This is a genomic window from Streptomyces sp. NPDC046870, assembly GCF_040704595.1.
Lineage (GTDB): Bacteria > Actinomycetota > Actinomycetes > Streptomycetales > Streptomycetaceae > Streptomyces > Streptomyces argyrophylli.
Map to the genome: position 1 here is coordinate 128,009 of NZ_JBEYXM010000011.1, position 22,377 is coordinate 150,385.

A 22,377-nucleotide genomic window follows, 5' to 3' on the forward strand; every position below is an offset into this window, starting at 1 on the left:
TGCGGAGCACCGCTGGACGGGGGACGGATCGCGGAATCAGACCCGGATGACCTGCGGGCCCAGCAGGGAGTAGCGGTGGGCTTCGGCGGCCGGGAGCAGGGTGCTGGTCACGATCGCCTCCAGCGCGCCGATCTCCGCGAACCGGCAGAAGCTGACCGCGCCGAACTTGGTGTGCACGCCCGCGAAGACCGTGCGCCGGGCGGCCCGGACGGCCTGCGCCTTCACCTCGCTGACCGCCGGGTCGGGGGTGGTCAGCCCGTGTTCGCGGGAGATGCCGTTGGCCCCGATGTAGGCGAGGTCGATCACGAAGCCGGCCAGCATCTTCGTCGTCCAGTGGTCGACGGTGGCCAGCGTGCCCGGACGGACCCGGCCGCCGAGCAGCAGCACGGAGACCTGGTCGGCCTCCGCGAGGGCGCCCGCGACCGGCAGGGACGCGGTGACCACGGTCAGCGGCCGGCCCCTGGGCAGCGCCTCGGCGATGAGCTGGGGGGTGAAGCCCTCGTCGACGAAGACGGTCTCGGCGTCCCCGAGCAGTTCGGCCGCCGCGGCGGCGATCCGGCGTTTCTCGGGCACATGGCTGGTGGCGCGGAAGGCGAGGGTCGTCTCGAACCCGGCGCTCTCCACCGGATAGGCGCCGCCGTGGGTGCGGCGGACCAGGCCGTGGTCCTCCAGGGCGCGCAGGTCGCGCCGGATGGTCTCCTTGGCCACGCCCAGATCGGCGGCGAGCGCGGTGACGTCCACGGAGCCGGTGGCGCGGGCGGCCCGCACGATCTCGCGCTGGCGTTCTTCCGCCGTCCTGGTGGTCATGTCGTCACCCACTTCCCTGTGGACCTGCCCGTTCGGGCCCATGGGGGAAGTTCTACCGTCGGCGCGCGGCGCTGACCAGGTCTGTTGCGGGCCCGATAGTGCCCGCTTGTGCCCGCTTCACGCGGGCCGTGCCCGCCGCGGACCTGCGCGGCTGTCCGGGGCGGGGTGGGATCGGGCACGGCGGATGCCCGGTTACGGCGGCGGGCGGGCCCGTTCGGTGCCCGCCCGCGCGTGTGGACGATCGTTTCCGGCCGCCGGGTCCCCCCGGGGAGCCGGCAAGGGTCAGTACGGCCAGATGGGCGGGTCGTTCACGAAGTGCCCGCCCAGGTGGCGCTGGGCCGGGTTCTCCGGGTCCAGCTCGCCCTGTTCGGCGATGAGCTTCCCGGCGTACGGCTCGGAGTCGTCCCGGGGTTCGTAGCCGAGTGCCCGTGCGGTGCTCAGGTCCCACCACAGGCGGGTGTTGGCGGAGGAGCCGTAGACGACCGTGTGGCCGACCTCCTCGGCGGTCAGGGCCGCGTGAAAGAGACGGGCGCCGTCCGCCGGGCTCATCCACACCGACAGCATGCGCACGCTGGTGGGCTCCGGGAAGCAGGAGCCGATGCGCACCGAGACGGTCTCCAGGCCGTGCTTGTCCCAGTAGAGCTGGGCCAGGTCCTCGCCGAAGGACTTCGACAGGCCGTAGAAGGTGTCCGGGCGGCGCGGGGTGTCGACGGGGATCAGCGGCTCGCCCGCGCGCGGGGCGGGGGTGAAGCCGACGGCGTGGTTGGAGGAGGCGAAGACGATCCGCGGCACGCCCGCGAGCCGGGCGGCCTCGTACAGGTTGTAGGTGCCCTCGATGTTCGACCTGAGGATCTTCTCGAAGGGCGCTTCCAGGGAGATTCCCGCGAGGTGCAGGATCGCGTCCACGCCCCGTACGGCCTCGCGCAGCGCCTCCTTGTCACCGAGGTCGGCGGTGATCGCGCCGGGCTCGCCCTCGACGGGGCGCATGTCGAACAGGCGCAGCGTGTAGCCGTACTCCGGCAGCAGGGACCGCATCAGGGTGCCGAGCCCGCCGGCGGCGCCGGTGAGCAGGATCGTGCGGGGAGCGGGCATCCTCGGTTCTCCTTGTGGCCGGCATTCACATACGTGGACACGCTAGAGAGTTCGCCGGGCACCGTCAAGTGTCGCGTGATGTCGGCTCATTCGCTCCCGGTCATGCGAGTTTGCCCGCTTGACCCGCCGCGACACGGCCCTTTAGCGTGGTCCCGTTCAGAAATATGGACGTGGATCAGAAACATGCACCGGCGTGTCCCAAGGGAGAGTCCGTGACGCCAGCCCCTCTGACCGAACGGCTCAGCGATCCGCGCGGGCCGCTGTTCTTCCCCGTCACGGCCTTCGGCCCCGGCGGCTCGCTCGACCTGGACGCCTACCGCGCCCATGTGCGCCGCGGTGTCGCGGCCGGTGCCGCCGCCGTCTTCGCCTGCTGCGGCACCGGGGAGTTCCACGCGCTGCTGCCGGAGGAGTTCGAGGCCTGCCTCCGGGCGGCCGTCGAGGCGGCCGAAGGGCGCGTCCCGGTCGTCGCGGGCGCCGGTTACGGCACCGCCCTCGCCGTCCGCTACGCGCGCATCGCCGCCGGCGCGGGCGCCGACGGCCTCCTCGCCATGCCGCCCTACCTCGTGGTCGCCGGCCAGGAGGGCCTGCTGCGGCACTACCGGGAGGTCGCCGCCGCCACCGACCTGCCCGTCATCGTCTACCAGCGCGACAACGCCGTCTTCACCCCGGCGACCGTGGCCGAACTGGCCCGCACCGACGGTGTCATCGGCCTCAAGGACGGCCTCGGCGACCTCGACCTCATGCAGCGGGTCGTGAGCGCGGTCCGCACCGAGGTCCCCGGCGACTTCCTGTACTTCAACGGCCTGCCCACCGCCGAGCAGACCCAGCTCGCCTACCGCGCCCTCGGCATCACCCTCTACTCCTCCGCGGTGTTCTGCTTCGCGCCGGAGATCGCCCTCGCCTTCCACCAAGCCCTGCTCACGGACGACCTGCCCACCGCCCACCGCCTCCTGGACGGCTTCTACCGCCCGTTCGTGGAACTGCGCGCCCAGGGCCGCGGATACGCCGTCTCCCTCGTCAAGGCCGGGGTCCGGCTGCGCGGCCTCGACGTCGGCGAGGTCCGGCCCCCGCTGCACGAGCCCGCCGAGGAGCACGTCAAACAGCTCGCCCGGCTCATCGAACACGGCTACGAACTGCTGGAGGAGGGCGCGTGAGCGGGCACGGCCACGCCCTGGCGGGGGAGGACGCGTGAAGGCGTCGGCGTTCGTCTACCCCTGGGACGTCAACGGGGACCCCGCCGCCCCCGGGCGGATCGCCGGACTCGGTGTGGAGCAGGTGACCCTGGCCTCCGCCTACCACTCCACCCGTGCCCTCACCCCCCGCCACCCCCGCCACCGCATCGTCACCGCCGAGTACGCGGCCGTCCTCTACCCGCCGGGCGACCGCTGGGCGGGCCGCGGCCTGCGGCCCTACCCCGCCGGCCGCTGGGCCCCCGGCAACGCCCACGGCGAGGCCGCCGAAGCCCTCGCCGCGGCCGGCCTGGAGGTGCACACCTGGGTCGTCCTCGCCCACAACTCCCGTCTGGGCGCCGAGCATCCGGACACCTCGGTCGTCAACGCCTACGGCGACCGCTACCCGTGGGCCCCCTGCGTCGCCCAGCCCGCCACGCGCGCGTACCTGGTCGACCTGGCCGCCGAGGCCGCCGTGCGCCCCGGCGCGCGCGGCACCGAACTGGAGTCCCTCGGCTGGTACGGGCTCCAGCACCTGCACGCCCACGACAAGACCGCCGGCGTCGGCCTCGGGGACGCCGGGCAGTACCTGATGTCCCTGTGCTTCTGCCCGTCCTGCCGCACCGGCTACGGCGAGCGGGGACTGGACGCCGACGCGCTGGCCGGGGCCGTGCGGGGGGCGCTGGAGCCGCTGTGGCGGGGCACGGCGGACGACGAGGGCTGGCCGACGGTGGAGAAGCTGCTCGGCGGGGACACGGCGGCCGCCACGCGCGCGTGGCGCGACACCACCGCCCGCACCCTCCAGGAGGAGGCCGTCGCCGCCGTGCGCGCCGCCGCACCGGACGGCTTCCGGATCCTGCTGCACGCCGACCCGGTCCCGTACCACTGCGGCGCCAACGTGGGCGTCGACCCGGCCCACATCCTGTCCGTGGCCGACGGCGTGGTGGTGCCCTGCACCGGCGGTACGGCCCTGCTGGCACCCTTCGCCGCCCAGGCACGCGAGGGCACGGTGCTGGCCGCCAACCTCACGGTCGTCGCGGGGATGGGCGGCAGCCCCACCACCCTCGCGGCGGACGCGGCACGCGCGCGAGCCGCAGGCGCGACGGAACTGCGGCTGTACCACGCCGGGCTGGCGTCGGACGCGGACCTGGCGGCGGTCCGGCAGGCACTGGCGGCGCGCTGAACGGCCGTGGAGCGGCAGCCCCGGTCCGGGGGCGGGGCAGTCGCGGCGCGCGTGCGCAAGGCGCGGATGGACCGCGGCCGCGTCACGCCGTGTCGGACGGGGACCCGGTCGCGCTCGCGATGTGCCGCGCCGGCAGCGTGGCCGTCAGGAGGAGCGCCAGGCCGTAGAGCGGCAGCAGCAGCCCGGGGCCGGCCAGTTCGACCAGGCCGGCGCCCAGCGCGAGGCCCAGCACGTTCGGGGTGAAGAGCAGCGTGCCGGCGGTGGCCGTCGCCCGGCCCAGCAGCGGGCCGGGGGTCTCCCGCTGCACCGCCGTCAGCGCGGCGACCAGGACGCAGGGCAGACCCAGGCCGCAGGCCACACTGGTGGCCAGGGCCACCGGGTCCCACGGCACGGCCCGTGCCACCACCGCGGCCCCGGTCAGCGCGATCCCGGCCGCCGCGAACCGCAGCCCGCCCAGCCTGCGCAGCGCCGGGCCGGCCAGCAGCCCCGCCGTCACCGAACCGGCGCCCTGCGCGGCGTACAGCACGCCGGCGTACGCGGGGGAGTGGCCGAGGCGGTCCACCACGGCGTACACCGTGGTGCCGCTCAGCGCGGTCAGCAGCATCGTCGTGCCGCCCGCCCGGAGCAGAGGGCGCAGCACGGGGTGACCCCACAGGTGCCGGACGCCTTCCGCGGTCTGCTCACGCCAGCCGTCGCCGGACCGGACGGGCCGGTCCTCACGCACCCGCAGCAGGCCGCACAGCCCGGCGGAGAGCAGGAAGGTGACGGCGTCCAGGCAGGCCACGGCCGGCCCGCCCCAGGCCGCGTAGAGACCCGCCCCGGTCAGCGGGGCGACGAGCTTCATGCCCTCGGTGAGCGTCATCCGCAGCCCGTTGACGTCACCGAGCAGCTCCGGGCCGACCGCCGCCGTCATCAGCGCCGACTCGGCGGCGTCATGGACGGCACCGGCGGCGCCGTAGACCACCAGGACGGCGAACAGCAGCCACAGACGGCCGGGGGAGTCGACGGCGAACAGGACGGGCAGGAGCGCCGCGAGGCCCAGGTTCACCGTGATGAGCAGGGGCCTGCGGCGGAACCGGTCGGCGAGCGTGCCGAGCGCCGGGCCGGCGAGGGTGGGCGCCCACATCGCGAGCAGGCACAGGGCGGCCAGTCCGTCCGAGCCGGTCAGCTCCTTCACCCACACACCCGACGCCAGCCACAGCGAGGAGGTGCCGAAGGCGGACACCACCAGGCCGGTCAGGCACAGTCCCGCGTTGCGGTCCCGCAGCACGCGGGACACGGTCCAGGAAGTCGTCATGCCCGGTCATCGTGGGCCTAAGGCGGGGGGCCGCGGATCGGGCAGGTGACCTAGGGCCTGTCGTTCGGATCATGCCGGGCTCGCGGGCCCTGGCACCGCTCCCTGGTCCGGCCTGATCCGGACGAACGACCCTGGGTACGGCGGACAGCCCCCGCGTGACGGCGACAATCCGTCGGAACCTGGCACGGGAGCCCCTGGGGCGCCGGGGCCCGGAACCCTAGCGTCGACCGCATGCGCTACCTGGTGCCCCTTCTCGTCGGCCTGCTCTACGTCACCCTCATGTCCCTCGTCCCCGAACCCCGCCGGCGCCGCCTCAACGCCGTCATGGTCGCCGGTGCGGGGGCCGCCTACCTCAGCGGCGGCGGCCTCGGCGGCTGGGAGTTCGCGTTCACGGCGCTCGCCACCTGCGTCGCCTACAAGGGCCTGGACTCGTGGGCGTTCATCGGCGCCGGCTGGCTGCTGCACACCGCCTGGGACGTCGTCCACCACCTCAAGGGCCACCCGATCATCCCCTTCGCGCACGACTCGTCGTTCGGCTGCGCGCTGTGCGACCCGGTGATCGCCCTCTGGTGCCTCGGCGGCGGCCGCGCGCCGTGGGGGCCGCCGCGCCGCACCGATGAGTTTTCGGGGGCCCGCCGGTCACCCCTTCGTCCGCGGAGCACGACCCTGAAGGAGTGACCATGACCATGGTGGACCTCGGCCCGCAGACCAGGATCGTGGCGCGGCTCGCCGCATCGGTGACCGACGAGCAGCTCACCGCCGCCACACCGTGCCCGGAGCACGCGGTGCGCGATCTTCTGGGCCACCTGCTGACGCTGTCCGTGGCCTTCCGGGACGCCGCCCGCAAGGACCTCGGCCCGACCACCGACATCCACCCGGACGCCGCCCTCCCGGACCTCGGCCCCGGCTGGCGCGAGGAACTGCCCGAGGCGCTGGACGAGCTGGCCGACGCCTGGCGGGACCCGGCCGCCTGGACCGGCGACACCCGCGCCGGCGGGGTGGACCTGCCGGGCGCGCTCGCGGGCGCGGTCGTCGCCGACGAACTGGTGGTCCACGGCTGGGACCTGGCCCGCGCCACCGGCCGGGAGTACGCCCCGGACCCGGCCGCCCTCGACTCGGCCCTCACCTTCCTCCGCGCGGCGGCCGACGACCCCGGCCGCGGCAACGGCGGCTTCGGCCCGGTCGTCCCGGTTCCCGCGGACGCGCCCCCGCTGGACCGGGCCGTCGGCCTCAGCGGCCGGGACCCCGGGTGGCCGCGCCGGTCCTGACCCGGGCCGGCCGGACCCGGGCCGGGCGGCGGCCGGGCGGCGGAAGCGGCGCATCGGGCCTACGGTGACCCTGGGAGGGGGCGAGCCGAACGGGTACGGAGGGAGCCGCCATGCAGGAGCACTACGTGTGGGTGACGACGCGCCGCCTTCAGCCGGGCACGCTGGAGGACTTCGAGCGGGCGTGGCGCCCGGAGCCCGCACCGCAGGGCCTGCACCGGGCCTACGCGTACTGGTCCGAGGACGGACAGGAGATCACCGGGGTGTCGTTCTGGGCCTCACGCGAGGCGTGCGACGCATGGCGGGCCTCCGAGGCGGAGCAACGCCGGCGGGCGGCCATGGCCCCCTTCGTCGCCGAGGAGCGCGAGGGCTTCTACCGCGGCCGTGAACTCGGTCTGCCCGGCGCCGCCGGCGGGTGAACGGGCCGCGCCGGACCGCCGCGCCTACGGTGGAGACATGAGCGGGATCGTCGTCGTGTACGAGCTCGAACAGGCCGTGGCCGCCCACACCCCCGCGGCCGGGCCGCCCGGCGCGGAACGGCTGCCCCGCAGGGTGCACGCGGCGCCCGCCGCACCCGGCAGGCCCGACGCCGCCGGCCCGCGCACCCTGTGCGGCAGGGACACCTTCGCCATGACGAAAGCCCCCCACACGTCTTCCGGGCGCCCCGGAGAGCCGTGGTACCCGGCCGCGTACGCGTCCCTGGTGTGCCCGGACTGCGACGCGGTGATGGAGGTCTGACTGGCGCGCCGAGCCGGCCCGGCAGGTTCGCCGCGTCGCGGCGGCACACGGATTCCGGCGCGGCTCACCGCGGTCCGGATCCCCCCTCCGCACGCCGGCCTCCCCGGTTCCCGACGTCCTCTGTCACAGCCATTGACGAAAACCGGGCCCCCTCCTACCTTCAACGCGTCGTACTTCGTACGTCATATATGAGACGCGATATGTGAGATCCGAGAGGGCCGCATGACCTCTGTGCCCACCCCGATCCCGTCCCGCACGCAGTACGTGCTCGACGCGATCAGACACCGCATCCTGACCGGGCTGCTGACGCCCGGTCAGGCGCTGGTGGAGACGGAACTGGCCGCGCAGTTCGGGGTGTCCAAGACCCCCGTGCGCGAGGCGCTGAAGACCCTCGCCGGGACCGGCCTGGTGGTGATGAGCCAGTACAAGGGCGTCACGGTGCGCAGGGTGGACGCGGACATGGCGCGCGAGGTCTACGACGTACGGCTGCTGCTCGAACCCGAGGCCCTGCGCCGGACCGTCGCGCGGGGCGTCTCCCTCGACGCCGCACGGGACGCGCTGACCCGTGCCGACGCCGCCGCCGACCCCGCCGAACGCTCGCTGGCCAACCGGGAGTTCCACCGCGCCCTCTACCTGCCGTGCGGCAACCCGCTGCTCGGCCGGATGCTGGACGAGGTCCGCGACCAGGCCGCCCTCGTCTCCGCCGTGGCCTGGGCCGCCGACCCCTCCTGGGAGCGGGAGGCCGCCGAGCACGGGGAGATCCTGCGGCTCGCGCTGGACGGTGACGCCGACGGCGCCGCGAGCGCCCTGCACGCGCACATCGCGTCCTTCGTACGCCGTGCGTTCCCCGAGCCCCGCCCAGAGGAAGGCCAGAGATGAGCAGCGTGACGTTCGAGCGCCAACGGGCGGCCCTGGCCGACGTGGTGGCCATCCCGGTGACGCCGTTCGCCGAGGACGGCTCCGTCGACCGGGAGACGCACCGGGCCCTGCTGCGCCGCCTGCTCGAAGGCGGGATCAGGACCCTCACCCCGGGCGGCAACACCGGCGAGTTCTACGCCCTCACCCCCGAAGAGCGCCGGCTCGTCACCGAGTCGACCGCCGAGGAGGCCGGCGACCGGGCCACCCTGCTGGTCGGGATCGGGCACGACCTGCCCACCGCCATCGCCTCCGCCCGGCACGCCCGCGACCTCGGCGCCCAGATGGTGATGGTCCACCAGCCCGTGCACCCGTACGTCTCGGCGGCCGGCTGGGTCGACTACCACCGGGCCATCGCCGAGGCCGTCCCGGAGCTGGGCGTGGTGCCGTACCTGCGCGACGCCCAGCTGCCCGGTGCCCGGCTCGCCGAACTCGCCGACCACTGCCCGAACGTGATCGGCGTCAAGTACGCCGTCCCGGACGCCGCCCGCTTCGCCGCCTTCGCCCGGGACGCGGGCCTGGAACGCTTCGTGTGGGTCGCGGGACTCGCCGAGCCGTACGCGCCCTCCTACTTCTCCGCCGGCGCCACCGGCTTCACCTCAGGACTGGTCAACGTCGCCCCGGCGGTCTCGCTGAACATGCTCCAGGCGCTGCGCGCCGGGGACTACCCGGCCGCCATGAAGGTCTGGGAGCAGATCCGCCGGTTCGAGGAACTGCGCGCCGCGCACGGCAACGCCGACAACGTCACCGTCGTCAAGGAGGCCCTCGCCGCGCTCGGCCTGTGCCGCCGGGACGTCCGCCCGCCGAGCAGGCCGCTGCCCGAGGACGAGCGCGCCGAGGTCGCCGCCATCGCCGCCGGGTGGTCCATGTGAACGCACCCCGCAAGAAGCCCGGGGAACTGCGCAGCCACCAGTGGTACGGCACCGACGGGCTCCGCTCCTTCAGCCACCGCGCCCGTACCCGCCAGCTCGGCTACCTGCCCGAGGAGCACCTCGGCAAGCCGGTCATCGCGATCCTCAACACCTGGTCCGACATCAACCCCTGCCACGTCCACCTGCGCGACCGCGCCCAGGCCGTCAAGCGCGGGGTGTGGCAGGCGGGCGGCTTCCCGCTGGAGTTCCCGGTCTCCACCCTCAGCGAGACCTTCCAGAAGCCGACCCCCATGCTCTACCGCAACCTGCTCGCCATGGAGACCGAGGAGCTGCTGCGCTCCTACCCGGTCGACGGAGCGGTCCTCATGGGCGGCTGCGACAAGTCCACGCCCGCGCTGCTGATGGGTGCCGCCTCCGTCGGCCTGCCCGCCGTCTTCGTGCCCGCCGGCCCCATGCTCCCGGGCCACTGGCGCGGCGAGGTCCTCGGCTCCGGCACCGACATGTGGAAGTACTGGGACGACAAGCGGGCCGGCCTCATCGGCGACTGCGAGATGGCCGAGCTGGAGAGCGGCCTGGCCCGCTCGCCCGGCCACTGCATGACGATGGGTACGGCGTCCACGCTCACCGCCGCCGCCGAGGCGCTCGGGGTGACCGTGCCGGGCGCGTCCAGCATCCCGGCGGTGGACTCCGGGCACGACCGGATGGCGGCGCGGGCGGGCCTGACCGCCGTCGAGCTGGTCCACCGGGACCGCGGGCTGTCCGGCATCCTCACCCGCGAGGCCTTCGAGGACGCCGTCACCACCGTGCTCGGCCTGGGCGGCTCCACCAACGCCGTGATCCACCTGATCGCCATGGCGGGCCGGGCGGGCGTCCGGCTCACCCTGGACGACTTCGACCGCATCGCCCGCACGGTTCCGGTCCTCGCCAACGTCCGCCCCGGCGGCCGGAGGTACCTGATGGAGGACTTCCACTTCGCGGGCGGTCTGCCCGGGTTCCTCTCCCGGATCACCGACCTGCTCCACCTGGACCGGCCGACGGTGGCGCACGACACCCTGCGCGAGCAGCTCGCCGGCGCGCAGGTGCACGACGACGACGTCATCCGGCCCCGGGACAATCCGGTCGCGAGCGAGGGCGGGGTGGCCGTGCTGCGCGGCAACCTCTGCCCGGACGGCGCGGTCATCAAGCACATCGCCGCCGAGCCGCGCCTGCTCAAGCACACCGGCCCGGCCGTCGTCTTCGACGACTACCGGACCATGCAGCGCACCATCGACGACCCGGCGCTCGGCATCACCGCCGACAGCGTGCTGGTGCTGCGCAACGCCGGCCCCAAGGGCGGGCCGGGCATGCCCGAGTACGGCATGCTGCCGATCCCGGACCACCTGCTGAAGCAGGGCGTGCGGGACATGGTCCGCATCTCCGACGCCCGCATGAGCGGCACGAGTTACGGCGCGTGCGTGCTGCACGTCGCCCCGGAGTCCTACGTCGGCGGCCCGCTGGCCCTCGTGCGCACCGGTGACCTCGTCACGCTGGACGTCGACGCCCGCAGCCTCCACCTCCACGTGGACGACGAGGAGCTGGACCGCAGGCGGGCCGGGTGGACGCCGCCGCCCGCCCGGTACGAGCGCGGCTACGGCGCCCTCTACAACGAGCAGATCACGCAGGCCGACACCGGCTGCGACTTCGCGTTCCTGGCCCGCCCGGGCACCGTGCCGGACCCGTACACCGGCTGACGTCCCCGTCCCGTCACGCCCAGGAGGGCCCCCGGGACGTGGTGATCGTGTACGACCGCGCGGCCGGCACGCCCAAGCCCGGCGGCGGCACGTGCGTCACCTCCGGACCGACCTCGCCGCGGCCCTGCCTCGGCAACTGGACGCCCTGGCGAGGGCGATGACGCGGGCCGGGATGTGACAAGGCGTCGGTATCGATCGGATAACAGGGCTCGCCCTGTGTGTGTGATGCGCGTAGACAGTCTCCGGCCTGGTACATCAATTCCACCCACCAGATCCGGAGAATCCATGCGGAAGTCCCTCAAGGCGGTCGCGGCCGGTGCCGCCTGTGTCGTCGCCGGTGCGGCGCTGTACGGCGCGGGCGCGGCCGGTGCCGGTCAGTCGACGGCCAACTCCACTCACGAGCCGTACAACATCGGGGTCCTGGTGAAGGACATCGACGCCTACTACGGCACCACCGCCGACAGCGACGGCGTCTACCAGGCGTCCCCGGACAGCCCGTACGCCAAGGACCTGGCGCGGCTGGACAGCGACGCCAGGAGCTACATCGACAAGGCGGCCCGCAAGGCGCACCACAGGGGCGAGAAGCCGGCCGTCGTCTTCGACATCGACGACACGCTGCTGCTCAGCCTCGACTACGAGAAGCGGTACAACTACACGTACAACTCCAGCACCTGGAACGACTACGTGAACCGTGCCGACCGGCCCGCCGTCTTCGGCAGCCCGGAGCTCGTGCGCTACGCCGCGTCCAAGGGCGTCGAGGTCTTCTACAACTCCGGCCTCAGTGAGGCACAGCGCGCCGCCGCCGTGGAGAACCTGAAGAAGGTCGGCGCCGACGTGAACCTCGACGCCGGCCACGTGTTCCTCAAGGACAAGGCCAACCCGCCGGCCTACCTGAAGGACTGCGCCACCCCGGGCACCTGGAACTGCACGACCGTGCAGTACAAGTCGGGGACGCGCCAGCACATCGAGGACGACCTGGGCTACGAGATCATCGCCAACTTCGGCGACCAGTACTCGGACCTCGACGGCGGTCACGCCGACCGGACGTACAAGCTGCCGAACCCGACGTACTTCGTCAGCTGAGCCCACCCGTACGTCCCGGGCGGCCGCTCGCACCCGGCCCCCGCCACCGGCAGCACCCTGCCGTGGCGGCGGCCGGCGCGGGGTCGTACGGCGTCTTCGAGCCGCGGGCGCGAACATCCGCTCACCCGCCGGTACCGTCGCTCCTCCTCGGGGGGACCGGACGCCGTATGGCGGGCCGAACTCGAGGACGTAACACGGAGAAAACCTGAAGCAGGTGCGCGAGGGGAACAATCCAGCCAGCATCCGCCGACCGATCTTCAGGTGACGAGGAGTGGGACCATGTCCGTCGACCGGTACTTCAGGATCTCCGAGCGGGGATCCACGCTCGGACGGGAGATACGCGGCGGCTTCGCCACGTTCTTCACCATGGCCTACATCCTCGTCCTGAATCCGATCATCCTGGGCAGCGCCAAGGACAAGTTCGGGCACACCCTGGACACCGGCCAACTCGTCACCGCCACCGCCCTGGTGGCCTGCGTGATGACGGTCGTCATGGGCGTCGGCGGCAATCTGCCCCTCGCCATCGCCGCCGGACTCGGCCTCAACGCCGTCGTCGCCTTCCAGCTCGCCCCGCTGATGAGCTGGGCGGACGCCATGGGCCTGGTCGTCCTCGAAGGCGTCGTCATCTGCGTGCTGGTGCTCACCGGACTCAGGGAAGCGGTCATGAACGCGATCCCGCAGCAGCTGAAGCAGGCCATCGGCGTCGGTATCGGCCTGTTCATCGCCTTCATCGGCTTCGTGGACGCCGGGTTCGTCAGCCGCATCCCGGACGCCGCCCACACCACCGTCCCGGTCCAGCTCGGAGCCGTCGGCCGGCTCACCGGCTGGCCGGTGCTGGTGTTCTGCCTCGGCGTGCTGCTCACCATCGCGCTGCTCGCCCGCAAGGTGAAGGGCGCGATCCTCATCAGCATCGTGACGATGACCGTGGTCGCGATCGTCATCGACGCCGTCGCCGACATCAAGAGCTGGGGCCTGACCACACCCGAGGTCCCCGACAAGGTCGTCGCCGCCCCGGACTTCGGTCTGATCGGGCACTTCAGCCTGTTCGGCGGCTTCGCCGAGGCCGGTGTCCTCACCGCGGTCCTGCTGGTCTTCACCCTCATCCTGTCCGACTTCTTCGACGCCATGGGCACGATCGTCGGCATCACCGCGGAGGCCGGGCTGCTGGACGAGCAGGGCCAGGTGCCCGGCATCGGCCGCGTGCTGTTCATCGACGGCGCCGCGGCCGTCGCCGGCGGCATCGGTTCCGCCTCCTCCAACACCGCCTACATCGAGTCGGCGGCCGGCGTCGGCGAGGGCGCCCGCACCGGCTTCGCCAACCTGGTCACCGGCGGCCTGTTCGGCCTCGCCCTCTTCCTCACCCCGCTGCTCACCATCGTGCCGCTCCAGGCGGCGGCGCCCGCGCTGATCGCCGTGGGCTTCCTGATGATGACCCACGTCAAGCACATCGACTGGGACAGCTACGAGATCGCCGTGCCGGCGTTCCTCACCATCGCCGCGATGCCGTTCACGTACTCCATCACCGACGGGATCGGCGCCGGCTTCCTGGCCTACGTCGTCATCAAGACGGTGGTCGGCAAGGCACGCGAGGTCAACTGGCTGCTGTGGGCGGTCTCGGCGCTGTTCCTGGTGTACTTCGCGATCGACCCGGTGGAGCAGGTCCTCGGGGTGAGGTGAGGGACTACTTCAGGGCCGCCTGCATCATCGCCCTGGCCACCGGCGCCGCCAGGCCGTTGCCGCTCACTTCCGAGCGGGCCGCGTCCGACTGCTCCACCATCACCGCGACGGCCACCTCCTTGCCGTTGCTGTCGGACCTGCCGTAGGAGGTGAACCAGGCGTACGGCGTCTTGCTGTTGTTCTCGCCGTGCTGGGCGGTACCGGTCTTGCCGCCGACGGTCACCCCGTCGATCAGCGCGTTCGTGCCGGTGCCGTCCTTCACCACCGTCTCCATCGCCGACCGGAGCTGTTCGGCGGTGGCGGAGCTGACGATCTCCTTGGTGCCGGCGCTGTCGTCGTAGTCCTTCAGCACATCGCCGCCGCTGTCGGTGATCTGCGAGACCATGTGCGGCGAGACCAGCTTGCCGCCGTTGGCGATGGCCGCGGACACCATGGCCATCTGGAGCGGGGTCGCGGTGACGTCGAACTGGCCGATGCCGGACAGCGCGGTCTGCGCCTGGTCCATGCCGGACGGGTACACGCTGGCGTAGGCCCGCACCGGAACGTCCTGCGCGTCGTCGTCGAAGCCGAACTTCTCGGCCATGGCCTTCACCTTGTCCTGGCCGAGCTGGACGGCCATGTGGCCGAAGACGTTGTTGCACGAGTACCGCAGGGCGACGCGGATCGAGGCGTTGCGGCAGGGCGCGGACCTGTTCTCGTTCGCCAGGTCGCGCACCGTACCCGGCAGCCGGTACGGATCGGGGCTGTCGGTCGGCTCGTCCACGTTGTCGTACAGCCCGTCCTCCAGCGCGGCCGCCGCGACGACCAGCTTGAACGTCGAGCCCGGGGGCAGGGGCTGGCGCAGGGCGCGGTTGGTGAGCGGCTTGTCCTTGTCCGCGTTGAGCGTCTTCCAGGCCTTGCCGGCCGTGTTGGCGTCGGTGAGCGCGGAGGGGTCGTACGACGGCGTCGACACCACGGCGAGGATCCTGCCGGTCTTGGGGTCGATCGCGACGGCCCCGCCCTTCTTGTCGCCGAGCGCGCGGTAGGCCGCCTTCTGCACCGCCGGGTCGATCGTCGTCAGCACGTCGCCCGGTTCGGCGCGCTCGCCGGTGACGGTGTCCATCACGGTCTTCAGCCGGTTGTCCGTGCCGTTGAGCAGGTCCTTGTAGACGCCCTCCAGCTGGGTGGGGGCGTAGGCCTGTGAGGCGTACCCCGTCACCGCCGCGTACAGCTCGCCGTCCGTGTACGTCCGCTTGTACGCGAGGTCGCTCCCCTTCGTCCGCGTCGAGCCGGTGATCGCGTTCCCGGCCACGATGATGTTCCCGAGGGGCCGCGAGTAGGTCGCTATCGCGTTCCGCCGGTTGTCGTTGTCGTCCGCGAGGGCCTTGCCGTCGTAGAACTGCAACCACGTGGCCCTGACCAGCAGGGCGAGCACGAGCAGCAGCGCGAAGACGGACGCCCGCCTGATCGTCTTGTTCATCCCGCCGGGAAGACGACCGGGACGGGGGCGATCGTTCCCGTACGACCGTTTTTCTCATCCGGCGTTCATGCCATGCGCCGTCCCGCGGCCCGCGTTCAGGAGGCCGCCAGGATCAGCACGACCTCCTCGATCTCCCGGCCCCGCGCGTTCGCGTAACCCCGGGCGCGGGCCGCCTCGCGGAAGCCGCACTTCTCCAGCACGCGCAGCGACGCGTGGTTGTCGGCCGCGGCGCGCGCGTACAGCGGCCGCTCGGGGACCTCGGCGAGCAGGGCCCGCAGCGCGGCCGTCGCCACGCCCCGGCCCCAGTAGGCGCGGTCGATCCAGTACGTCACCTCACGCTCGCCGGCCACGCCGTAGACGGCCGTGTTGCCGGCCACCTCCCCGTCGGCCAGGACCGTGCGCAGCACGTCGGAGGAGTTCCGCACGCGCCGCCAGTAGGCCGCGAGGGCCTCCGGGTCGTACGGGTCCTCCGGGCCGAACGCGGCCATCCGGACGGCCTCCGGGTCGGTCATCTGCCGGTAGAACACCGGCAGATCGCCGTCCCGTACGGCCCGCAGCGTGATCTCCATGCCACCGAGCCTACGGCCCCGGGACCGCGGCCGGCGGGGTCAGAGCCTGCGCGTCGCCAGCGTCAGCCGGTCCCGCGCGTCGAACAGCGCGTCCTTGATCATCTGTTCGTGCGCGGGGGTCAGCCGGGCCACCGGCACCGAGCAGCTGATGGCGTCCCGCGCGGGCGTGCGGTACGGGATCGCCACGCCGAAGCAGCGCAGGCCCAGCGTGTTCTCCTCGCGGTCGACGGCGAAGCCCTGCTCCCGTACCTGGTGCAGCTCCTCGATGAGCTTCTCCCGGTCGGTGATGGTGTGCTCGGTGAGCGCCGGCAGCGTCTCCGGCAGCAGCTTGCGCACCTGCTCGTCGGTGTAGCTGGCGAGGATCGCCTTGCCGAGGGAGGTGGAGTGGGCCGGGAGCCGGCGGCCGACACGGGTGAAGGGCCGCAGGTAGTGCTGGGACTGGCGGGTGGCCAGGTAGACCACGTTGGTGCCGTCGAGCCGGGCCAGGTGGATGGTCTCCGTGGTGTCGTCGGAGAGCCGGTCCAGGGTCGGGCGGGCGGCGGCCACCACCTCGTCGCCGTCGATGTACGACGTACCGACCAGCAGCGCCCGCACCCCGATGCCGTACCGCGTGCCCGTCGCGTCCGTCTCCACCCAGCCCAGCTCCACGAGCGTGCGCAGCAGCATGTACAGGCTGGACTTGGGATACCCCACGGCCTCCTGGACGGCCGCGAGGGAGTGCATACCGGGCCGGCCGGCGAAGTATTCGAGCAGCTCAACGGTCCGTACCGCGGACTTGACCTGCGCCCCGCCCCCTGTGTCGCCTGCCGTCATCGCCCTTGACCCCTTCGTTCGACAGGACCTGAGTTATATAGTCTCCGAGCAGCGTATTCATCATCAGAGACAGTGTTCAGTATATCGAACGCGGCTGATGGGTGAGCCTGGATCGTCGTAGACAATGCGGCCTTTACTGGGAGGGACCCGCGGTGGCAGCAGCACCAGTCTGGAGTGTCGACCCGCGCACCGGGAAGCAGCGTGAACAGGTTGCGGTGGAGGCCACAGCCCAGGAGGTGGACGCGGCCGTCCGGGCGGCGCACGCCGCGCGCGACGCCCTCACCGGCCGCGCGGTCCGCGCCGCGTTCCTGCGCTCGGCCGCCGCGGGCCTCGACGCGGCGAAGGACGGCCTCGTCGAGACCGCCGACGCCGAGACCGCGCTGGGTCCCGGCCGGCTGACCGGCGAACTCGCCCGCACCTGCTACCAGCTGCGGGCCTTCGCCGACATCGTCGACGAGGGCGCCTTCCTCGACGTCATCATCAACCACCCCGACGACACCGCCACCCCGCCCGTGCCGGACCTGCGCCGCTACAAGGTGCCGCTCGGCGTCGTCGCCGTCTACTCCGCCTCCAACTTCCCCTTCGCGTTCTCCGTCGCCGGCGGCGACACCGCGAGCGCGCTGGCCGCCGGCTGCCCGGTCGTCGTCAAGGCCCACCCCGACCACCCGGCCCTGTCCGAGCTGGTCGCCAAGGTGCTGCGCCGGGCCGCCGCCGAGCACGGCATCCCCGAGGGCGTCGTCGGACTCGTGCACGGCTTCGAGGCGGGCGTCGAGCTGATCAAGCACCCGCTGGTCGCCGCCGCCGGCTTCACCGGTTCGGTCCGGGGCGGACGGGCGCTGTTCGACGCCGCCGCCGCGCGCCCCGTGCCGATCCCGTTCCACGGCGAGCTCGGCTCGCTGAACCCGGTCCTGGTCACCGAGGCCGCCGCGGCCGAGCGGGCCGAGGAGATCGGCGGCGGGCTCGCCGGGTCGATGACCCTCGGTGTGGGCCAGTTCTGCGTCAAGCCCGGCCTGGTGCTGGTGCCGTCCGGCGCGGCCGGCGACCGGCTGGTGAAGTCCCTGACCGACGCCGTCAGCGACACCGACGCCGGGGTGCTGCTCGACCACCGCATGCGGGACAACTTCGTCGCCGGGGTCGCCGAGCGCGCCGAGCTGCCGGACGTGGAGTCGCCGGTCACCCCGGGCGCGGGCGGCGAACACGCGGTCAGCGCCGGGTTCCTCACGGTGCCGGCGGAGAAGCTGGCCACGCAGGGCGCGTACGACCTGCTGCTGGAGGAGTGCTTCGGGCCGGTCACCGTGGTGGCCCGCTACGCGGACGAGGCCGAGGCCACGGCGGTCCTGTCGCGGCTGCCGGGCAACCTGACGGCGACCGTCCAGGTGTCCTCGGACGAGGCCGCCGGGCGGGGGCGGGGCCCGGAGCTGCTCGCCGAGCTGACGCCGCTCGCCGGGCGTGTGCTGGTCAACGGCTGGCCGACGGGGGTCGCGGTGGCGCCCGCGCAGCATCACGGGGGGCCGTACCCGGCCACCACGTCCACGTCGACGTCCGTGGGCGGCACCGCCATCGAGCGGTGGCTGCGGCCGGTCGTCTACCAGAACGCGCCCGAGGCCCTGCTGCCGGACGAGCTGAAGGACGACAACCCCCTGGGGCTGCCGCGGCGGTTCAACGGGGTTCTGGAGCGGTGACGCCGCAGGATGGGTGAGGAGAGGTCGACGTACTTGGACGTTCCCGAGGTGCCCTTCCCCCTCGAGGCCCACGGCCCGGACGGTGACTGGTCCTACGAGGACGGTGTGCTGACCGGGCGGGCCGGGCCGCGTCAGGACCGGTTCGTGCCGCCCGACGGTGACGCGCTGGAACCCGCCTCCGACGCGCCCCGGCTGCTCGGCGCACCGCCGGAAGGGGACTTCCAACTGATCGCCCGGGTCTCCGTGGGATTCCGGGACGCGTTCGACGCCGGGGTGCTGTACGTCCACGCGGGCGAGCGGGCCTGGGCCAAGCTCTGTCTGGAGTACTCCCCGGACGTGCCCACCGTGTGCACCGTGGTCACCCGGGGGCGCTCCGACGACGCCAACGCCTTCACGGTGGACGGGGACTCGGTGTGGCTGCGGGTCAGCCGGACGGGACGGGCCTTCGCCTTCCACGCCTCCCCGGACGGCGTGCGCTGGACCTTCGTCCGGTTCTTCACCCTGGGGGAGGAGAAGGAGGCGGGCGCCGTGCTGGTCGGGTTCATGGCGCAGTCGCCGGTGGGGGAGGGGTGCGCGGTGGCGTACGACCACATCGCGTTCCGGCCCGGCGGGCCGGGCGACCTGCGGGACGGCGGCTGAGGCCCGCGGGACACGGCGGTGCGGGAATGAAACCGGCTGCTTGAACGTTCACGCACCGGTCGGGGAGAGTCCCCGCGCCCGTACGACCCGGAGAGAGCCGAAGACATGCGCGTCGAGATCTGGAGCGACATCGCCTGCCCCTGGTGCTATGTGGGCAAGGCCCGCTTCGAGAAGGCGCTGGCTGCCTTCCCGCACCGCGACGAGGTCGAGGTGGTGCACCGCTCCTTCGAACTCGACCCGGGCCGCGCCAAGGGCGACGTCCAGCCGGTGATCGCCATGCTGACCAGGAAGTACGGCATGAGCGAGGCGCAGGCGCAGGCCGGCGAGGACAACCTGGCCGCCCAGGCCGCCGCCGAGGGCCTGGACTACCGCACCCGGGACCGCGACCACGGCAACACCTTCGACATGCACCGCCTGCTGCACTTCGCCAGGGAGCGGGGCCGGCAGGACGAGCTGATCCAGATCCTCTACCGGGCGAACTTCGCCGAGGAACGGTCCGTCTTCACCGAGGGCGACGAACGCCTGGTGGAGCTGGCCGTCGAGGCGGGCCTGGACGCCGACGCCGCCCGCGCGGTGCTCGCCGACCCCGCCCGCTACGCCGACGAGGTCCGCGCCGACGAGCGCGAGGCCGCCCGGCTCGGCGCGACCGGGGTGCCGTTCTTCGTCCTCGACCGGACGTACGGCGTCTCCGGCGCCCAGCCCGCCGAGGTCTTCACCCAGGCGCTCACCCAGGCCTGGGGCGAGCGCTCGCCGCTGAGGCTCGTCGAGCAGGGTGACGCCCAGGCGTGCGGGCCGGACGGGTGCGCGGTGCCGCAGCAGGGCTGAAGGCGCAGGCCGGGGCGGTCGTATAAGCGCCGCTAAGAGGAACCACGTAAAAGTTCGCGATGGACGTGTAGTTCCCTGGGCCGCAGAGTGGACCCATGGAGCCCACGGAGACGTTCGAGAGCCTCGTCCGCGCCGAGTTCACCCCGAAGAGCATCTACCTCAACACCGCGAGCAACGGCCTGCTGCCGGCCCGCACCGTCGCCGCCCTCCAGGAGGCGGCGCTCATGCGGGCCGAGGGCCGGCCGCTGACCCCGCTGTACGAGGACGTGGAGTCGAGCCGGGCCGCGTTCGCCCGGCTCGCCGGCGTCCCGGCCACCCGGGTCGCGGCGGGCGCCTCGGTCGCCGCGCACACCGGTGTGATCGCCGCCTCGCTCCCGGCGGGCGCCGAAGTCCTCACCGCCGAGGACGACTTCACCTCCGTGCTCAACGCCTTCCACGTCCGCGGCGACCTCAAGGTCCGCACGGTCCCGCTGGAGCGGATCGCCGAGTCCGTCCGGCCGGGCACCGCGCTCGTCGCGGTCAGCGCCGCCCAGTCCGCCGACGGCCGGATCGCCGACCTGCCCGCCCTGCGCGAGGCCGCCCGCGCCCACGGCGCCCGCACCTACGTCGACTTCTCCCAGGCCGCCGGTTGGCTGCCGGTGGAGGCGGACGCCTACGACTTCACCGCGAGCGTCTCCTTCAAGTGGCTGCTGGGCCCGCACGGCGCCGCCTTCCTCACCGTCCCGGAGGACTTCGGCGGGCTGACCCCGCTGCTCGCCGGCTGGGTCGCGGCCGAGCGGCCGTGGGACAGCTGCTACGGCCCGGTGGCCGAGCTCGCCCGCTCCGCCCGGCGGTTCGACCTCACCCACGCCCTGTTCACCTTCGCCGGACTGCGGCGCTCGCTGGAGCTGATCGAGGAACTCGGGGTGGATGCCGTGCACGCCCATGACATCGCCCTCGCCGACCGGTTCCGCGCCGGTCTCGCCGACCTCGGCCACGAGCCGGTGGCCGCCCCGGGCTCGGCGATCGTCTCGGTCCCCGCACTGGGCTCCCGGCAGCCCGGGCTGAGCGAGGCGGGCATCGAGGTCTCCGACCGCGCGGGCAACCTGCGCGCGGCCTTCCACCTCTACAACACGGCCGCCGACGTGGACCGGCTGCTGGAGGCGCTGTCCGGCTGACCCGCCGGCCGCCGTCCGGCCGACACGACCGGGCCGGGGCCTCCCGTCCCACACGAGGAGGCCCCGGCCCGGCTGCCGGGGGTCACCGCACCGGGGTGAAGTCCCTCGCCCCGATGAACTCCGGCCGCCGCACCGGCGCCGCGAACGGCTCCACCGCCGTGTTCTCCACGCTGTTGAACACGATGAAGACGTTGCTGCGCGGGAACGGCGTGATGTTGTCGCCGGAGCCGTGCATGGCGTTGCAGTCGAACCAGGTCGCCGAGCCGGCCTTGCCGGTGAACAGCCGGATGCCGTACTCGCCCGCCAGCGCGGTCAGCGCCTCGTCCGACGGCGTGCCCGCGTCCTGCATCTGCAGGGACTTCTTGTAGTTGTCCTTCGGCGTGGCACCGGCGCAGCCCAGGAACGTCCGGTGCGAACCCGGCATGATCATCAGGCTGCCGTTGGTGTCGTGGTTCTCGGTCAGCGCGATGGAGACGGACACCGTGCGCATGTTCGGCAGGCCGTCCTCGGCGTGCCAGGTCTCGAAGTCCGAGTGCCAGTAGAAGCCGCTCGCGCCGAAGCCCGGCTTGACGTTGATCCGGGACTGGTGGACGTACACGTCCGAGCCGAGGATCTGCCGGGCGCGGCCGACCACGCGCGGATCGCGCACCAGGTCCGCGAACACCTCGCTGATCCGGTGCACCTCGAAGACCGAGCGGATCTCCTTCGACTTCGGCTCCACGATCGAGCGCTCGTCGGCACGGATCGCCGGGTCGGCGACCAGCCGGTCCAGCTCACGCTTGTAGACCTCGACCTCGTCCGGGCCGATCAGCTGGTCGACGGCGAGGAAGCCGTCCCGCTCGTACGCCTGGAGGTCGGCCGTCCCGATCGGACCCGGGGTGTCCGGGGTGCCCCAGAGGACGGGGTCCTGGCGGGGGACGGTCACCTCGGTGGTGCCGCGGGTCGGGTAGAGATCCTTCACGGTGGCGGTGGTCATCGGTCCTCACACCTCCTCGGGCTCGGTGAGCAGGGGGTAGACGCCGTTCTCGTCGTGGTCCTCCCGGCCGGTGACCGGCGGGTTGAACACGCAGATGCAGTGGAAGTCCTCCTTGACGCGCAGCGTGTGCCGCTCGTGCCCGTCGAGGAGGTACATGGTGCCGGGGGTGATGGTGTACGTCTTCCCGGTCTCCTGGTCGGTGAGTTCGGCCTCGCCCCTGGTGCAGACGACGGCCTCGACGTGGTTGGCGTACCACATCGACGTCTCGGTCCCGGCGTACAGGATGGTCTCGTGCAGGGAGAAGCCGACGCGCTCCTTGGCGAGGACGATCCGCTTGCTCTCCCAGGTACCGGACTTCGCCCTGACGTGCCGGTCGGTGCCTTCGATGTCCTTGAACGAACGGACGATCATAGGGGTGCACTTCCTCCT

General features: G+C 72.9%; 23 protein-coding genes. 15 read left to right on the forward strand and 8 right to left on the reverse strand.

Going from position 1 to position 22,377, the window contains the following annotated elements; genetic code table 11:
* Positions 1–36: 36 nt before the first annotated feature.
* On the reverse strand, positions 37–807 hold the full coding sequence (locus AB0946_RS23895) for a DeoR/GlpR family DNA-binding transcription regulator (RefSeq protein WP_366762668.1): 771 nt from the start codon (positions 805–807) through the stop codon (positions 37–39).
* Positions 808–1,089: 282 nt separating this feature from the next.
* Positions 1,090–1,899, reverse strand: coding sequence for an NAD(P)-dependent oxidoreductase (locus tag AB0946_RS23900; RefSeq protein WP_366762669.1), 810 nt, complete (start codon positions 1,897–1,899; stop codon positions 1,090–1,092).
* A 212-nt stretch (positions 1,900–2,111) separates the two neighbouring features.
* On the opposite strand from AB0946_RS23900, the gene AB0946_RS23905 reads away from it, so the two are divergent.
* Both AB0946_RS23905 and AB0946_RS23910 read left to right on the forward strand, forming a co-directional pair.
* Complete coding sequence (locus tag AB0946_RS23905) at positions 2,112–3,053, forward strand: 5-dehydro-4-deoxyglucarate dehydratase (protein WP_366762670.1); 942 nt, start codon at positions 2,112–2,114, stop codon at positions 3,051–3,053.
* A 34-nt stretch (positions 3,054–3,087) separates the two neighbouring features.
* The gene (locus AB0946_RS23910) at positions 3,088–4,251 is read left to right on the forward strand and encodes a hypothetical protein (RefSeq protein WP_366762671.1); all 1,164 of its coding nucleotides are present in this window, start codon (positions 3,088–3,090) and stop codon (positions 4,249–4,251) included.
* An 82-nt stretch (positions 4,252–4,333) separates the two neighbouring features.
* On the opposite strand, the gene AB0946_RS23915 is transcribed toward AB0946_RS23910, so the two are convergent.
* The gene (locus AB0946_RS23915; RefSeq protein ID WP_366762672.1) at positions 4,334–5,548 is read right to left on the reverse strand and encodes an MFS transporter; all 1,215 of its coding nucleotides are present in this window, start codon (positions 5,546–5,548) and stop codon (positions 4,334–4,336) included.
* 231 nt (positions 5,549–5,779) lie between these two features.
* Between AB0946_RS23915 and AB0946_RS23920 the strand changes: the two genes are divergently transcribed.
* The 9 genes from AB0946_RS23920 (at position 5,780) to AB0946_RS23960 (ending at position 13,828) form a co-directional block, all read left to right on the forward strand.
* Positions 5,780–6,226, forward strand: coding sequence for a DUF6010 family protein (locus AB0946_RS23920; RefSeq protein ID WP_366762673.1), 447 nt, complete (start codon positions 5,780–5,782; stop codon positions 6,224–6,226).
* A 2-nt stretch (positions 6,227–6,228) separates the two neighbouring features.
* The gene (locus AB0946_RS23925) at positions 6,229–6,816 is read left to right on the forward strand and encodes a TIGR03086 family metal-binding protein (RefSeq protein WP_366762674.1); all 588 of its coding nucleotides are present in this window, start codon (positions 6,229–6,231) and stop codon (positions 6,814–6,816) included.
* A 110-nt stretch (positions 6,817–6,926) separates the two neighbouring features.
* Positions 6,927–7,232: a hypothetical protein gene (locus AB0946_RS23930; RefSeq protein WP_366762675.1), complete on the forward strand. Its 306-nt coding sequence runs from the start codon at positions 6,927–6,929 to the stop codon at positions 7,230–7,232.
* A 37-nt stretch (positions 7,233–7,269) separates the two neighbouring features.
* Positions 7,270–7,551, forward strand: a complete 282-nt coding sequence (locus AB0946_RS23935; RefSeq protein WP_366762676.1) for a hypothetical protein — start codon at positions 7,270–7,272, stop codon at positions 7,549–7,551.
* Positions 7,552–7,773: 222 nt separating this feature from the next.
* The gene (locus AB0946_RS23940; RefSeq protein ID WP_366762677.1) at positions 7,774–8,430 is read left to right on the forward strand and encodes a GntR family transcriptional regulator; all 657 of its coding nucleotides are present in this window, start codon (positions 7,774–7,776) and stop codon (positions 8,428–8,430) included.
* The gene (locus tag AB0946_RS23945) at positions 8,427–9,338 is read left to right on the forward strand and encodes a dihydrodipicolinate synthase family protein (protein ID WP_366762678.1); all 912 of its coding nucleotides are present in this window, start codon (positions 8,427–8,429) and stop codon (positions 9,336–9,338) included. Before AB0946_RS23940 ends, AB0946_RS23945 begins: the two co-directional genes overlap by 4 nt.
* Positions 9,326–11,068, forward strand: a complete 1,743-nt coding sequence (gene araD, locus AB0946_RS23950) for an L-arabinonate dehydratase (RefSeq protein WP_366762679.1) — start codon at positions 9,326–9,328, stop codon at positions 11,066–11,068. The genes AB0946_RS23945 and araD overlap by 13 nt, the downstream gene beginning before the upstream one ends.
* Before the next feature lie 285 nt (positions 11,069–11,353).
* Entirely contained in the window at positions 11,354–12,151 is a 798-nt protein-coding gene (locus AB0946_RS23955) for an HAD family acid phosphatase (protein ID WP_366762680.1), read from the forward strand.
* A 279-nt stretch (positions 12,152–12,430) separates the two neighbouring features.
* Positions 12,431–13,828 carry an NCS2 family permease gene (locus AB0946_RS23960; RefSeq protein ID WP_366762681.1) on the forward strand — a complete coding sequence of 466 codons (1,398 nt, stop codon included), beginning with the start codon at positions 12,431–12,433 and terminating at the stop codon, positions 13,826–13,828.
* Between the two features lie 4 nt (positions 13,829–13,832).
* Here the strand turns inward: AB0946_RS23960 and AB0946_RS23965 are convergent, their stop codons facing one another.
* From AB0946_RS23965 to AB0946_RS23975, 3 genes are all read right to left on the reverse strand, one after another.
* Complete coding sequence (locus AB0946_RS23965) at positions 13,833–15,287, reverse strand: penicillin-binding transpeptidase domain-containing protein (RefSeq protein ID WP_366762682.1); 1,455 nt, start codon at positions 15,285–15,287, stop codon at positions 13,833–13,835.
* A gap of 95 nt (positions 15,288–15,382) precedes the next feature.
* A complete protein-coding gene (locus tag AB0946_RS23970) occupies positions 15,383–15,856 on the reverse strand; it encodes a GNAT family N-acetyltransferase (RefSeq protein WP_366762683.1) in 474 nt (157 codons plus the stop codon).
* Positions 15,857–15,895: 39 nt separating this feature from the next.
* Positions 15,896–16,669 carry an IclR family transcriptional regulator gene (locus AB0946_RS23975; protein ID WP_365781551.1) on the reverse strand — a complete coding sequence of 258 codons (774 nt, stop codon included), beginning with the start codon at positions 16,667–16,669 and terminating at the stop codon, positions 15,896–15,898.
* Between the two features lie 152 nt (positions 16,670–16,821).
* On the opposite strand from AB0946_RS23975, the gene AB0946_RS23980 reads away from it, so the two are divergent.
* The 4 genes from AB0946_RS23980 to AB0946_RS23995 all read left to right on the forward strand — a co-directional run bounded on the left by AB0946_RS23980 (position 16,822) and on the right by AB0946_RS23995 (position 20,972).
* The gene (locus AB0946_RS23980; protein WP_366762684.1) at positions 16,822–18,351 is read left to right on the forward strand and encodes an aldehyde dehydrogenase (NADP(+)); all 1,530 of its coding nucleotides are present in this window, start codon (positions 16,822–16,824) and stop codon (positions 18,349–18,351) included.
* A gap of 9 nt (positions 18,352–18,360) precedes the next feature.
* Entirely contained in the window at positions 18,361–18,990 is a 630-nt protein-coding gene (locus tag AB0946_RS23985) for a DUF1349 domain-containing protein (protein ID WP_366762685.1), read from the forward strand.
* Positions 18,991–19,095: 105 nt separating this feature from the next.
* Positions 19,096–19,815, forward strand: a complete 720-nt coding sequence (locus tag AB0946_RS23990; RefSeq protein WP_366762686.1) for a DsbA family oxidoreductase — start codon at positions 19,096–19,098, stop codon at positions 19,813–19,815.
* A gap of 95 nt (positions 19,816–19,910) precedes the next feature.
* Entirely contained in the window at positions 19,911–20,972 is a 1,062-nt protein-coding gene (locus AB0946_RS23995) for an aminotransferase class V-fold PLP-dependent enzyme (RefSeq protein WP_366762687.1), read from the forward strand.
* A gap of 82 nt (positions 20,973–21,054) precedes the next feature.
* On the opposite strand, the gene thpD is transcribed toward AB0946_RS23995, so the two are convergent.
* Together thpD and AB0946_RS24005 are read right to left on the reverse strand one after the other, a co-directional pair.
* The gene (thpD, locus tag AB0946_RS24000) at positions 21,055–21,948 is read right to left on the reverse strand and encodes an ectoine hydroxylase (RefSeq protein WP_366762688.1); all 894 of its coding nucleotides are present in this window, start codon (positions 21,946–21,948) and stop codon (positions 21,055–21,057) included.
* 6 nt (positions 21,949–21,954) lie between these two features.
* Positions 21,955–22,359: an ectoine synthase gene (locus tag AB0946_RS24005; RefSeq protein WP_366762689.1), complete on the reverse strand. Its 405-nt coding sequence runs from the start codon at positions 22,357–22,359 to the stop codon at positions 21,955–21,957.
* Between the last annotated feature and the right edge of the window lie 18 nt (positions 22,360–22,377).

Coding starts and splice junctions, on each gene's coding strand:
- AB0946_RS23995 (WP_366762687.1), top strand. CDS start 19,911: ATGGAGCCCACGGAGACGTTCGAGAGCCTCGTCCGCGCCGAGTTCACC.
- AB0946_RS23960 (WP_366762681.1), top strand. CDS start 12,431: ATGTCCGTCGACCGGTACTTCAGGATCTCCGAGCGGGGATCCACGCTC.
- AB0946_RS23930 (WP_366762675.1), top strand. CDS start 6,927: ATGCAGGAGCACTACGTGTGGGTGACGACGCGCCGCCTTCAGCCGGGC.
- AB0946_RS23920 (WP_366762673.1), top strand. CDS start 5,780: ATGCGCTACCTGGTGCCCCTTCTCGTCGGCCTGCTCTACGTCACCCTC.
- AB0946_RS23965 (WP_366762682.1), bottom strand. CDS start 15,287: ATGAACAAGACGATCAGGCGGGCGTCCGTCTTCGCGCTGCTGCTCGTG.
- AB0946_RS23940 (WP_366762677.1), top strand. CDS start 7,774: ATGACCTCTGTGCCCACCCCGATCCCGTCCCGCACGCAGTACGTGCTC.
- AB0946_RS23985 (WP_366762685.1), top strand. CDS start 18,361: ATGGGTGAGGAGAGGTCGACGTACTTGGACGTTCCCGAGGTGCCCTTC.
- AB0946_RS23970 (WP_366762683.1), bottom strand. CDS start 15,856: ATGGAGATCACGCTGCGGGCCGTACGGGACGGCGATCTGCCGGTGTTC.
- AB0946_RS23915 (WP_366762672.1), bottom strand. CDS start 5,548: ATGACGACTTCCTGGACCGTGTCCCGCGTGCTGCGGGACCGCAACGCG.
- AB0946_RS23925 (WP_366762674.1), top strand. CDS start 6,229: ATGACCATGGTGGACCTCGGCCCGCAGACCAGGATCGTGGCGCGGCTC.
- AB0946_RS23990 (WP_366762686.1), top strand. CDS start 19,096: ATGCGCGTCGAGATCTGGAGCGACATCGCCTGCCCCTGGTGCTATGTG.
- AB0946_RS23935 (WP_366762676.1), top strand. CDS start 7,270: ATGAGCGGGATCGTCGTCGTGTACGAGCTCGAACAGGCCGTGGCCGCC.
- AB0946_RS23900 (WP_366762669.1), bottom strand. CDS start 1,899: ATGCCCGCTCCCCGCACGATCCTGCTCACCGGCGCCGCCGGCGGGCTC.
- AB0946_RS23975 (WP_365781551.1), bottom strand. CDS start 16,669: ATGACGGCAGGCGACACAGGGGGCGGGGCGCAGGTCAAGTCCGCGGTA.
- AB0946_RS23945 (WP_366762678.1), top strand. CDS start 8,427: ATGAGCAGCGTGACGTTCGAGCGCCAACGGGCGGCCCTGGCCGACGTG.
- AB0946_RS23895 (WP_366762668.1), bottom strand. CDS start 807: ATGACCACCAGGACGGCGGAAGAACGCCAGCGCGAGATCGTGCGGGCC.
- thpD (WP_366762688.1), bottom strand. CDS start 21,948: ATGACCACCGCCACCGTGAAGGATCTCTACCCGACCCGCGGCACCACC.
- AB0946_RS23955 (WP_366762680.1), top strand. CDS start 11,354: ATGCGGAAGTCCCTCAAGGCGGTCGCGGCCGGTGCCGCCTGTGTCGTC.
- AB0946_RS24005 (WP_366762689.1), bottom strand. CDS start 22,359: ATGATCGTCCGTTCGTTCAAGGACATCGAAGGCACCGACCGGCACGTC.